Below are 12,731 nucleotides of genomic sequence, written 5' to 3'. Positions count from 1 at the left end.
GAAGCGTCTCAAAAACTCTAGCCCGACGCGCAAGCGAGGGAGAGTGGACGTCGAACCAAAGTGCCTCGTTTACACTCCCTCGATTGCGCGTCGGGCTAGTATGACGGTTTCGTACTACTCCAAGGCAATCTCTCGTCGAATCCTATGAGCACAGCGACCGTCAACACGCCATCCACCTTCGGCTTTTCCTGGTCGGGACTGCGCCGCAAGCTTCTTGATGAGTTCGCCTATCCCTTGGTCGGCGTGGCGGCGCTGCTGGCGTTGTGGTGGATTTCCAGCGCGACCTGGGCCAAAGACTTGCCGTCGCCCGCCAAGACGTGGGAGATGAGCAAGCTCTACGTGTTGGAACCGTTTGCCAAACGGGGTGAATTGGACCAAGGCATTCTGCGCTTCACCTGGAACTCGCTGATCTTAGTGGCGCAAGGTTACACGCTGGCCATCGTCGTCGGGACGCCGCTCGGGTTTATCCTCGGCATGTCGAAACTGTTCACTAAGTGCTTCGATCCACTGATTCAGATCCTGCGACCGGTCTCGCCGCTGGCCTGGCTGCCGTTGGGGCTGATTCTGTTTCAAAAATCGCAGCCGGCCGCGATCTTCACCATCGCCATCTGCTCGATGTGGCCCACGGTGATGAACACGGCGGTCGGCGTGCGGGCAATTCCGCAGGATTATCTGAACGTTGCACGCGTGTTGCGGTTATCACGTTGGACGATGCTCTGGAAGGTGCTATTGCCGGCCACGTTGCCGTACATGTTCACCGGGTTTCGCTTGAGCCTTGGCATCGCCTGGCTGGTGATCGTGGCCGCGGAGATGTTGACCGGCGTGCCGGGCGTCGGGGGCTTTCTCTGGCAGGAATACAACAGCTTGATCTACGAGCACATCATTCTCAGCATTTTGACGATCGGGCTGGTCGGCTTCTTGCTCGACCGGTTGATGAGCGTCGTGGAACGCCGGTTGCGATTCGCTTGAACTAAGGAGTCCGTTTGTGAATGACGCATGCTTATCATTGCGTGGCGTGGGCAAATCATTTGCCGGAGCGCGCGGCGAACACGAGGTGCTGCGCGACGTGAATCTGGAAGTCCGTCGCGGCGAGTTCGTTTGCATCGTCGGCTACTCCGGCTCAGGAAAGTCGACGCTGATTTCCTTGATCGCCGGTCTGGCGTCGCCGGATCAGGGACAGGTTCTGCTCGACGGTAAGCCCATCATGGGTCCCGGCCCCGATCGCGGCGTGGTGTTTCAGAATTACTCGCTGCTCCCGTGGCTGACGGTGTTCGATAACGTCATGCTCGCCGTCAAGCAGGTGTTTCCGGACTGGACGCGGCAACAAATGACGGAGCGTGTGGAGCACTATCTCGCGCTCGTGAACCTGGCCGCCGCCGCTAAGAAACGTCCGGCACAACTTTCCGGCGGAATGCGGCAGCGCGTGTCGCTGGCGCGGGCCTTGGCGATGAGCCCGGAAGTGCTGCTGATGGACGAACCTTTGAGCGCGCTCGACGCACTGACGCGCGGCACGTTGCAAGAGGAGATCGAACGGATCTGGCGGCAGGAACAAAAAACCGTCGTGATGATCACCAATCACGTCGACGAAGCCATTTTGCTGGCCGATCGGATTGTGCCGTTGTCGCCGGGACCGGGCGCCACGCTCGGTGCGTCGATCGAGGTCGATCTGCCGCGCCCGCGCGACGCGAAGATGGCCAACCATTGTCCGGAATTCCAGCGGCTCCGCGCGCAAGTGACTGAGTTCCTGGTGGGACAGCGACGCGTCCCGCGCGTCGCCGAGGCGGCGCCCGTGGAACCGGCGGCGAGTCCCTTGCGACACACGCCGATTCAACTCGGCAAACGCGTGCGACGCAAACTACAAACAGCCGGCGCATCGTAACAGGCGGAGTCATTCTTCATGGCCGGATACGTGGAGTTGTTTCGCCTGGGAAAGTGTTTCCCCGCGCCGGGCGGCGGCGAGTCCGTCGTCGTCAGCGATTTCAATCTCGATATCGAGGAAGGGGAATTCGTCGCGCTGTTGGGGCATTCGGGCTGCGGCAAAAGCACCGTGCTGAGCATGGTCGCCGGCTTGACCACGCCGAGCGCCGGATCGATCGCCGTGGCGCGGCGTGAGATCGACGGGCCGGGGCCGGATCGCGGCGTGGTGTTTCAATCGCCGTGCCTGTTGCCGTGGTTCACGGCGCTCGATAACGTGCTGCTCGGCGTCGACCGCGTCTTTCCGCACGTTCCGAAGCGTGAACGCCGCGAGATCGGCCATTACTTTCTGAACCTCGTCGGCCTCGGCGACGCGGCGGAACGTTCCGCCAAGGAATTATCACAAGGCATGCAGCAACGCGTCGGCATTGCCCGGGCGTTCGCAATTTCCCCCAAGATGCTGCTGCTGGATGAACCGTTCGGGATGCTCGATTCGCTCACCAGAATGGAACTGCAGGACGTGCTGCAGGAAATCCTGGAGCGCGAACGAAAGACGACCTTGATGGTCACGCACGACGTGGACGAAGCGCTGTACATGTCAGACCGCATTGTGATGATGACGAGCGGTCCCGCGGCGCGCGTGGGCGAGATTCTGCAGGTTCCCTTTGAACGCCCGCGCGACCGGGCCGCCGTGATGCGGCATCCGCAGTACTATCCCTTGCGCGAGCGAATGATCGAATTCCTCGAAGAACAGGACCGTCATCGCCCGTCGGCCCCGCCGGAACCAGAACTCGTCGAGCCGATCGAAGCGCCAACGGACGAAGAAGCGGCACGTCATTCGGACGGAACAACAGAAAAAACTCCCGAAGCGGCGATGTGGCACTAATGCCGCACGCGCACACCAACCCGAAGCGAAAGCGAGGGGGAGTTGACGCCGCCATCAAACCGGCTTTGCGCTGAGTCGCAACTTGGCTACATCGATTTCCCGAATTCGGGTTCGCATACTCGACGGTCGTCCCGAACCTCGGGGCGACCGGCGGGCCTAGTTCTCAGCGCGCTGTTGGTCCTGCAGGCCACGTCCACTCCCCCTCGCTTTCGCTTCGGGTTGGTGTGGCCGGGTCGGCGCTTTGATTTAGTGTAATCGATTCCGTGGCGGCGCCGCACCTGGCTCGTAAATTAGCGCGGCGCGGCTGGCCGGGCTGGGAACTATCGCAATCTCCCCCCGCCGGGCATAATCGCGGGTCATTCGATCGCGCACTTCACCCAGCAGGGAATGAGCCTCGCCACTATGGTTTGGGTCTGGATCGGCTTTATTCTGTTCATCTTGGCGATGCTGGCCCTCGATTTGGGGGTGTTGAACCGTGGCGCTCACGTGATCAGCGCGAAACAGGCGATGGGCTGGACCGTCTTCTGGGTTTTCCTGGCGATGGTCTTCAACGTCGCGGTGTATTTCATCTACGAACACCACTGGCAGGGCTTTGGCGCAAGCGGCAGAGCGATCGCCGCCAAGCAGGCCGCCGGTGAAGAGTTGACCAAAGAAGAAGAGCATTTGCGACGCTATCTGCCGGCGGATGGCAAGGAGGCCGCGATCCAGTTCTTTCTCGGCTACTTGGTCGAGGAATCGCTGAGCCTGGACAACATCTTTGTGATGGCGGTGATCTTTGCCAAGTTCCGTGTGCCGGCCAAGCACCAACATCGCGTGCTGTTTTGGGGCATCATTGGCGCGCAGGTGATGCGCGGCATCATGATCGGCGCCGGCTCGGCCGTGATCCAACAATGGCAGTGGATCACCTACGTCTTTGGCGCGTTCCTGATCTATACGGCGTTCAAGATGTTCTTCAGCGGGGACGACGAGGTCGACCCGGAGAACAACCTGCTGGTGCGCTGGGCACGAAAGATTTATCCGGTCACGCCCGGTTATGTGGAAGGAAAATTCTTCGTGCAGCATGAAGGGAAGCGGGCGATGACGCCGCTGTTCCTCGTGCTGCTGGTGATCGAAAGCACCGACCTGTTGTTCGCCGTGGACTCGGTGCCGGCGGTGTTCGGGATCACGCAGGATCCGTTCCTGGTGTTCACGTCGAACATCTTCGCCATCCTCGGCCTGCGCTCGATGTACTTCGCGCTGGCCGCCGTGTTGGAGAAGTTCCGCTACTTGAAATACAGTTTGGTATTCCTGCTGGCGTTCATCGGCGTCAAAATGCTGCTCGTCTATTTCGACATCCACTTCTCGCCGGTGATGTCGCTGGTGATTATTGGCGGCATCTTGGCTTCCGGGGTGTTTGCTTCCGTGTTGCGGCCGGAGCAGCATGAGGAAGCGGCAGGGGAGGCGAGTACAGGAGCAGAGGAGTAAAGGAGTACGAGTGCAAGGCGGACGATCGGTTTCGTTGCTTGGGTAGATTGCGCCTGCCATGGGATTTGACGCTTACATCAGCCTGGGAGTGCTCGCGCTAGTATTTGGCGTGCTGCTCTTCACGCGCATTGCGGCCGACGTCGTGCTGGTCGGCGGCGTCACTTTGTTGGTTCTGACCGGCGTAATCGCGCCGCAGCAAGCGCTTGGCGGTCTGGCGAATCCCGCCGTGGCGACCATCGGCGTGTTGTTCGTCGTAGGCGCTGGCGTGCGCGAAACCGGGGGCATTGATATTATCGCCCAACGCTTGTTGGGCAGGCCGACGAGCGTCGACGCCGCGATGTGGCGCGTGCTGGCGCCGGTGACAGTGCTCAGCGCCTTCATGAATAACACGCCGCTCGTGGCAATGATGATCCCGCCGATCAGCGATCTCTCCAAAAAGTGCAAGATCTCCGCTTCGAAGTTGATGATTCCGCTGAGTTACGCGGCGATTCTCGGCGGCACGTGCTCCCTGATCGGTACCAGCACCAACATCACCGTCAACGGCCTCCTGCAGGATCACGAACGTCGCGCCTGGGCCGCGGCTCAGCCGCTTGAAAACGGTAAGGCGGCGGCGCCTCCGGCGAACATGCCGTTCGGCATGCGGATGTTCGACATTACCTGGGTGGGCCTGCCGTCCGCGTTGATCGGCTGCGCTTACATCTACTTTGTCGGCAAGCGACTGCTGCCCGATCGCCAGTCGGCCATGGCCGAATTGGAGGATCCCCGCCAATACACCGTGGAAATGATGGTCGATCCGGCCTCGCCGTTGGCAGGCAAGTCGATTGAAGAAGCGGGCTTGCGCCATCTGCAGGGCGTGTATCTTGCGGAAATCGATCGCGATGGAATGATCCTCCCCGCCGTCTCGCCGCAGGAACGCTTGCGTGGCGGCGATCGGCTGCTGTTCGTGGGCATCGTCGATTCCGTCATCGATCTCCAGAAGATTCGCGGACTGGTGCCGGCCACGAACCAGGTGTTCAAGCTCGCGACGCCGCGTTCGATGCGGTGCCTGATCGAGGTCGTGGTCTCGGAGAGTTGCCCCATTGTGGGCAAGACAATTCGCGACGGACGCTTTCGCACCACGTACAACGCGGTAGTGTTGGCCGTGGCGCGTAACGGCAAGCGGCTCAATCAGAAGATCGGCGATATCGTGCTGGAGCCGGCGGATACGTTGTTGCTCGAAGCGCAACCCACGTTCGTCGATCATCACCGTAATTCGCGCGATTTTCTGTTGGTCAGCCGGCTGGACAACTCCACGCCGCCTCGCCACGAGCGGGCCATGCTCTCGCTGATGATCTTGGCGACGATGATCGTGATCTCCTCGGCCGGTCTGCTCGACATTCTGCCCGCGGCGATGGCGGCCGCCGGACTGATGTTGATCACGCGCTGTTGCACGGTCACGTCGGCGCGGCGCAACGTCGATTGGGAAGTGTTGATCGCCATCGCCGCGTCGTTCGCACTCGGCACAGCGTTGGAAACGAGCGGCGCCGCCGCTGGCGTGGCGAAGGCGTTCATCGGCATGGCCCAAGGCAATCCGTGGTTTACGCTGGCGATCGTCTACGGCGTCACGGTGCTGGCGACGGAACTGATTTCAAACAACGCCGCCGCCGCGCTAATGTTCCCCCTGGCGATGGCCACGGCCGCTAACTTGCAAGTCAACCACCTGCCGTTCGTGGTGGCCGTAATGATGGCCGCCTCGGCCGGCTTCGCGACGCCGATCGGCTATCAAACCAATCTCATGGTCTACGGACCCGGCGGCTACCGCTTCAGCGACTACGTGAAAATCGGCGTCCCGCTGGATATATTGATCGGCATCGTCACCGTCGGCATCACCCCCTTCGTGCCGGGCTGGGGGTTTTGAGGAAGTGATGAGTGCTCATCACGCCACACTCGTCACTTAAATCGTCCTACCACGCACTCCCGCCAGGATTCCCCCGCTCATGTCTGTACCCGTCGCGCCGCCGGAACCGCAACGTCTGACGATGACGCACTGGCTGATCTGCGTCGTGGCGTCGATTGGGTTCGCGTTTGATACCTACGAACTACTGATGGCCCCGCTCGTAGCGCCTTCGGCTTTGGCGCGATTGCTAGGAGCGGATCCGTTTACCGCCGCGGGCAATGCCGAGATCACCGCCTGGTATCGCAACATCCAAATGGCGAGCGGATTGTGCGGCGGCTTTTTCGGATTGATCGGCGGCTACTTGACCGATCGCTTCGGACGCCGGCGCGTGCTGGTGTGGAGCATTTTGCTGTATGCCTTCTCCGCCTTCGCCGCGGGATTCAGCACCAGCGTTTGGATGCTGCTCGTCCTGCGCTGCACGACGTTTATCGGCGTCTGCGTTGAATTCGTCGCCGCCGTCGCCTGGCTCGCTGAGTTATTTCCCAATCCACGACAGCGCGAACTGGTGCTGGGATACACGCAGGCGTTCTCGAGCGTCGGCGGAATTCTTGTCACCGCCGCGTTCGCGCTTGCGAATCGATACGCAGAGTTTCTGCCGGCGATTCAAGGCGAACACGTCGCCTGGCGTTATACGCTTATTTCCGGACTGATCCCGGCGATCCCGCTCATTCTGATTCGGCCCTTTATGCCGGAGTCGCCCGCCTGGCAGAAGAAACGCGAAGCAGGCACGCTGCGCCGTCCCAGCATCGCGGAACTGTTCGCTCCGGCGCTGCGTCGGACAACAATCGTCACGACGATCATGTTCGCCTGCACGTTGGGCACCGCCTTCGGCACGATCCAATTCGCGCCGCAGATCGTGCCGGGACTCGTGCCGGGCGTCGCTCGCTTGGGCAAGCTGCGGGCCGACTACGAGAAGTTGGAAAAGACGTCGCCCGAAGCGATCGCGATGCGGAAGGAAATCAAGGAGCTCAACGAGAAGCGGCTCAGCAACGTGGCCTCTGTGAACGGCTTCCAGGAAATTGGCGGGCTCGTCGGTCGCTTCGCCTTGGCAGCGCTCGCGGTGATCATCATCGGCCGCAAGAAGCTGCTCTGGGTGTTCCAGATTCCAGGCTTGCTCATTATTCCGTTGGTGTTCTGGTTCCCGGGCACGAACAATCTCTCGCTATTCGCCTGGGGCATGTTCGTGGCCGGGTTCTTTACGATCTCGCAGTTGAGTTTCTGGGGCAACTATCTGCCTCGCGTGTATCCCGTGCATTTGCGCGGCACTGGCGAAAGTTTCGCGGCGAACGTCGGCGGCCGCATGATCGGCACCTGTATGGTGTTCGTCACGACGGCGCTCATTCCAGTCTTCGCCGGCGCCTACAAAGAACAGCCGCCGCACGTGCATATCGCGTACGCCGCCAGCGTGGTGGCCGTGCTCACTTACGGCATCGGCTTCCTGGCGAGCTTCTTCCTGCCGGAGCCAAAGGAAGAGGAGATGGCGGAGTAGAACGCAGGATTTGAGCGCTCGTGGCCCGCGCGGCCGCGGTCAGAAGCGGCGGCCACGGCGCTTGCCAGCGACTTACCGCACGCGGCACTTAAACCGCACCACGCCCCCTTGCCCAGGTTCAACCGGGTCGGTGATTTCCCAGCGGAGGACCAGCGATTCCGCTTCGTTGCGTTCGCTGTAGAACTCGGCGCGGCGGCTGGATTTCGCGCTGTCGGCGAGGTATTCCAGTCGCGTGGTCAAGTTGTCGACCAACGTGACGTTGCCGATTGCCTGGCCGCCGATGTTGTCGTAGCGGAGCGTGAAGTCTACGAGGTCGCCCGGCTCGGCGAACTGCGTCGAAGCCACCTTGATCACGCGGAGCTTGCCGGGGCAGGGCTCGTGCGTTTGGTAGACAATTTCCGGCCCGTCGATCTCGGTCGCGGTGAGCGCGGCCTTGCCTTCGATCAGGATCTGCACCGCCTTGTCGTGCGTCCAGGTGATCGCGGCGTTCGAGCCTTCGATCAGTAAGGCGCGCTGACGTTCGTCGAAGACGCCGATCTTCACGATTTGCAGATCCTCGTACGGCAACATGGCGTCGAGAAACTCTTCCGGCTTGAGCGCCATTGAAACGGCGCCGTCTTGCAGTCGGTTCTCGTAAGCCAGCGCCAGTTTGTCCTGCACATTGAGCCGGACGCGATCCTGTTCCAACGTCGTGGTCGGCATGTTCCGGCCTTCGACCAGCACGGGCGGGGCAGGGGCGTGGTATCCGGTCGGCCGGACGTATTCTTCATCGAGCGCGAGGCGCGTGATGTGCCGTACCGAGCGGAACCGCGGGGCATAGATGCAAACTTTGTTCGACGGCACGACGCAAGTGCGGCCAGGCACGGTGTCGTAATGCGCGACCGTGTCTTCGATACCCAGCCCGAGCACTTCCCAATTGGCGGCTACCTGCACGTCCGGCATTTCATCGCCGCCGTCGCAGAGATATTCGTCGTGATAGCACGCCCCGGCCGGTCCGCGCTGGCAGACGGAGCAAGTCGAGTAGGGCAGGGCAGGGGAGCGGTCGACGCACTGCGCCGGCTTGATCGGCAGCGCCTTCGTCGTTTCCGGTTTGACGTTTTCGTCGTTCACCTGCGCCGTGCTGGAGACCGTTCCCTTGCGCGGCGCGGAATAAGTGCGCTTCGCGGAAGCGGTGCGCAGCGGGTTCGAGTCGATCTCAAACGGCGACGCGCACGCGGACAAGCCGACGCAGCAGGCGGCGAGAAGAGTGAATCGAACACTGTGAGTGGCGTTCATGATGTGTATGAGCCCCAAAGGGGCGGCAGACAATAGCCAGGGGCGCCAACCCCTGGTTAGATGCACGCGTTTTGAATTGCAAAGCCCCACCGGGGCGACACAGCGACGCGACGATCGTTCAAGTGTCGCCCCGGTGGGGCTCATCTCATCGCGTTTGCGATTTCTCCAGGGGTTGGCGCCCCTGGCTATTATCTGTCGCCCCTTCGGGGCTATCGTTTCGCACCGAAATCAAACGCCGACTTTGCTTGCTCGGCCGTTTCGTCGTCTACGGCGCGATCGAACGCCGCGGCGCGGGCGGCCGCTTTCTGTTCTCTCTCGATCGTCTCCTTCTCCAACTCCGCGTCTCCGCGTCTCTGCGGTTCCACGGAGGCAGCCACGTCGGTCGCTTGCACCGGCGTGTCGTTTGGATCGGACGCGATCAGCAGCAGCGGCGGGCAATTGCCCAGGAACGCGCGATCGGTTTTTCCCGTCGCGTCGTCGGGCAAGCGTCCGCCCATGCGCAGAATGGCGATGGGGCGGCCGATGCGATCGGCGACTTCGAGCGGGTCTTCGCTCGGCAGCACGTCGTATGATTCGTCGTTCGCCAAATCCGCGGGCAGCGGCAAGGCGTTGTCGGGGTTTTCGAGATACACCACGCGGGTGACGAACTTGCCTTCCAGGGCCAATTCCAGATCTTCTTGCGTGAGCTCGATCGGCACCGCGAAGCGGACTTCTTGCCCCTTGGGCGGGTGCAGGCGATCAATCAGCTCGATGGTCGGAAAAACTTCGCGACCAGGCTCAAAAGGAATGTTCGTAATCCGCAGGCGATACACCTGGCCCAGCACGAAGCCCGCCTTGCGCGGCGCGGGCTTAGCTTCGTTGAAACGGCCTTTTTCCACCAGCGAGATCGCCGCACCGGGAGGCGCGATGATCTCGACTGGTTGGAAAAAGCACCGAATCGGTCCGCCGCGCATCGCCTGCCGGCTGCCAATCGCTCCCGGAGGCGTGTAGATGCCGTGTTGCAGCATATGCACGCCTTGTTGTTGAGCGTACGCCGCTTGCGTCATGCCGAGGCACAGCAAGCCAGCCCACGTCCAACTACCGGCAGTACGAAGCCAGGTCTTCATGAGTTGACCAGTTTCCTTACGATGCGAGCGTTCCGTCGACTTCTCTGTTTCTGCCCCTACGTCGCCTCAGTTGTGGCACGGTCTCCCGCCTCGGTTGTGGCACGGTCTCCCGACCGTGCCACCCACTGATGGCTACTGTTTCACGACTAGTGGACCTTTTTGAACTTGTCGAACAGCGGCTGACGGAAGTTCACCGGCGGCAGCCAATTCGATTCCGTGATGCGAGCATGGCTCGGCGGCTTCGGATAGCTGAAACCAGGGCGTTGCTTCACGTCGATGCGGAGCTTGTCGACCGGACCGGGCAGATGATCGTGGGTGTGGTTCACCATCACGTGCTTCTGCAATCCGGCCGGACCGCCGAGCGGGATATGCGGCGGGCCAGGCAGCCCGATCGGCGTACCCGTGATCGGCATGCCCCATTGCGGCGAGTTCATGCCCGCAACGTGGCCTGGCAGCATATTCGGTCCGGCGCCCATGCCATCGGGTCCGCAGGAACCGTTGCAGCTACCGTAGTAGCCCACTTGCGCGATATCGGCGCCGTACATTTCGCCGTCTTCGCCAGGCACTTCAAGATCCTTGTTGCCCAAGCGGACGATCGCCATGATGGCCCCGCGTTTCGAGGCTTCGGTGATCGCGTCCAAGCCCGGGTCGAGCCGCGTGCTGACGAGCGTTTCCACGCCGGCGAGCGCGATCTCTTGGTATTCGGCGTTCGGCAAGTAGATCACCTTGGTGACGAAGTTGCCGCCGAGCACTTGGTCGAAATCTTCTTCCGTGAACTGCACGGGGATGGCGTTGTGCGCCAAGTAAGCGGCGGTGCGCGCCACGGTTGGACCGACTTCCAGCGTCGGATACAACTCCACGCCGGCGCGGCCCGGGATGTTGGTCAGCTTGAGCCGGTACAGCGAGCCTTGGCCGAAGTTCTTGCGGCCCGGCACGACGAGCGGTTCGGAATCGAACATGCCCGCCTCGCTAACGTCCCAGTTGACCATCATGCCGTCGGGTCCGACGAAGGCGATTTGCGACGACATGCCGCCCAAGGGGGACGGCGCGCCGTAGTCAATCTCGGGAATCAGCACGCCGGGGCCAGGGCCGTCGACGCCCGGTCCGGGATGCATGAGCCGCTCGGCGGGCGGCAGGTTGTGATTGCCCGGCATCTTGCAACCCGCAAGCGCCGCGACCAGGACGCAAAAGAAGCCTGCAGAGAATCTCATCGTTTCCCCCTCTGATACATCCGGTCCGCACGCGGGGCGAAGGCCCGTTGCCGGCCGGGAGCGATTGTTGGTGTGGACTCCACTTTCACCGCGGAGGCGCTGAGACGCAGAGGGGGGAGGAATGATGAATGACGAATGCAGAATGATGAACGAGGACCGTTCCGTCATTCCAATTTCATTCAGTTCCTGGCCCTCCTGGCTTGGCCGCTTCCTCGCTGATCGAGAGTGCTGGACGGTCTTCCGATCGTGGGCCGCGTCCCCAATCTGGCCGCGAATCACGATCCCGACTGGCGTGGACCGGGGCGTCAGATCGACCTAGAATGCCCGCCCCGAATGCAGACTTCCCGGCCAATCTCCGGGGATTTACGCGTGTTTCGCGCTTACTGCATCCAGCGAACAACTAGGCGATCCGCCCGCCGCGGATAGCCTGCCGTGGAGTATTCGTCGTCCTGCTACAACGCGAATCTTTGGCAAATCCCGCAAATGCGCAATGTCAGGACTATTCTGCCCATGTTGACATTGGCAGCCGTTTTTTGGCTCGCCACGGTCGTGGGGACCGAGCTCTGGACCGCCAAGGCGCCGGCCGCAAGTCCTGAACCGGCAGGCACTTCGAATCAGGCCACCACGGACGTGAAGGCCGATGAGCTACTGGCGGACGCGGTCGAGCAGTTCGACCGCTACTCCTCGGTCTCTGCCCGGGTGCGCCAGCAAGTCGATCTCTTCGGCCAGCACCTGGTCGGCTCCGGGACGTACATGCAGGTCCGCGGAGCGTTCGGCAACAACCTGACCCGGTTCGAGCTGAAGATGCAGCTCCAGGAAAAAGTCAGCACGATGCTCGAGGTCTGCGACGGAGAATTCCTCTGGGCGACCCGGGACCTGAAAAACGGCGACCCGGTCCCCGAGATCAGCAAGGTCGACGCCGCCCGCGTGCTCCGCGCCAAGCCGGCGGCAGGGCAGGGGAGTGCCGCGCCACGCCTGGCCCTCGGCGGATTTTCGCGGCTCCTCTTATCGCTGCAACAAGGTTTCCGCTTCGACGCCGTCGCGCACGACCAAATCGGCGATATCGCCGTGTACAAACTGCATGGCACATGGAAGCCGGCCCAACTCGTGGCACTGTTACCGGCGCAGAAGGCAGCCATCGAAGCAGGGCAGGGGGGGGACCTCGAAAAGCTGGAGCCCCACGTCCCGGACGAAGTCTTCGTCTACCTCGGCGCGGAAGATCTCTTTCCGTATCGCGTGGAGTTCCAACGCCACGGTAACACGCTGTTGAACTGCGAAGTCACCGAGTTGCAGTTAAATCTCCCGCTCGACATGAACCTCTTCCACTTCGACGCCGGCGCCAGAGAACTCCAAACCCCAGACACCACAGCGCAGTTCCTCGCGCAGTACGGCCTGGTAGAATAACCGCAGCGTCGCAAGTTCCGCGGTAGGTCAGGCACCGCCGCCGAAG

At 61.9% G+C, this 12,731-nt stretch carries 10 protein-coding genes; 7 read left to right on the top strand and 3 right to left on the bottom strand.

Annotated elements, in window-relative coordinates; all coding sequences use genetic code 11:
* Positions 1–144: 144 nt before the first annotated feature.
* The 6 genes from ntrB (at position 145) to SGJ19_20355 (ending at position 7,689) form a co-directional block, all read left to right on the top strand.
* Positions 145–969 carry a nitrate ABC transporter permease gene (gene ntrB / locus SGJ19_20380; protein MDZ4782611.1) on the top strand — a complete coding sequence of 275 codons (825 nt, stop codon included), beginning with the start codon at positions 145–147 and terminating at the stop codon, positions 967–969.
* A 16-nt stretch (positions 970–985) separates the two neighbouring features.
* Positions 986–1,879 carry an ABC transporter ATP-binding protein gene (locus SGJ19_20375; GenBank protein ID MDZ4782610.1) on the top strand — a complete coding sequence of 298 codons (894 nt, stop codon included), beginning with the start codon at positions 986–988 and terminating at the stop codon, positions 1,877–1,879.
* 18 nt (positions 1,880–1,897) lie between these two features.
* Positions 1,898–2,800 (top strand): ABC transporter ATP-binding protein, encoded by a 903-nt coding sequence (locus SGJ19_20370; protein ID MDZ4782609.1) that lies wholly within the window; start codon positions 1,898–1,900, stop codon positions 2,798–2,800.
* A gap of 387 nt (positions 2,801–3,187) precedes the next feature.
* Positions 3,188–4,264, top strand: coding sequence for a TerC family protein (locus SGJ19_20365; GenBank protein MDZ4782608.1), 1,077 nt, complete (start codon positions 3,188–3,190; stop codon positions 4,262–4,264).
* Positions 4,265–4,322: 58 nt separating this feature from the next.
* On the top strand, positions 4,323–6,161 hold the full coding sequence (locus tag SGJ19_20360; protein MDZ4782607.1) for an SLC13 family permease: 1,839 nt from the start codon (positions 4,323–4,325) through the stop codon (positions 6,159–6,161).
* A 79-nt stretch (positions 6,162–6,240) separates the two neighbouring features.
* Complete coding sequence (locus tag SGJ19_20355) at positions 6,241–7,689, top strand: MFS transporter (GenBank protein MDZ4782606.1); 1,449 nt, start codon at positions 6,241–6,243, stop codon at positions 7,687–7,689.
* 72 nt (positions 7,690–7,761) lie between these two features.
* Here the strand turns inward: SGJ19_20355 and SGJ19_20350 are convergent, their stop codons facing one another.
* The 3 genes from SGJ19_20350 to SGJ19_20340 form a co-directional block, all read right to left on the bottom strand.
* Entirely contained in the window at positions 7,762–8,964 is a 1,203-nt protein-coding gene (locus SGJ19_20350) for a hypothetical protein (protein MDZ4782605.1), read from the bottom strand.
* A 209-nt stretch (positions 8,965–9,173) separates the two neighbouring features.
* Positions 9,174–10,070 (bottom strand): hypothetical protein, encoded by an 897-nt coding sequence (locus SGJ19_20345; GenBank protein MDZ4782604.1) that lies wholly within the window; start codon positions 10,068–10,070, stop codon positions 9,174–9,176.
* A gap of 146 nt (positions 10,071–10,216) precedes the next feature.
* On the bottom strand, positions 10,217–11,281 hold the full coding sequence (locus tag SGJ19_20340) for a hypothetical protein (protein MDZ4782603.1): 1,065 nt from the start codon (positions 11,279–11,281) through the stop codon (positions 10,217–10,219).
* A gap of 510 nt (positions 11,282–11,791) precedes the next feature.
* Here SGJ19_20340 and SGJ19_20335 point away from each other — a divergent pair.
* Complete coding sequence (locus SGJ19_20335; GenBank protein MDZ4782602.1) at positions 11,792–12,685, top strand: hypothetical protein; 894 nt, start codon at positions 11,792–11,794, stop codon at positions 12,683–12,685.
* Positions 12,686–12,731: the final 46 nt, after the last annotated feature.

This window comes from Planctomycetia bacterium (assembly GCA_034440135.1).
In the GTDB taxonomy this organism is placed as follows: domain Bacteria; phylum Planctomycetota; class Planctomycetia; order Pirellulales; family JALHLM01; genus JALHLM01.
The sequence above is the reverse complement of the archived record's forward strand: the minus strand, read 5'-3'. Positions and strand labels throughout refer to the sequence as shown.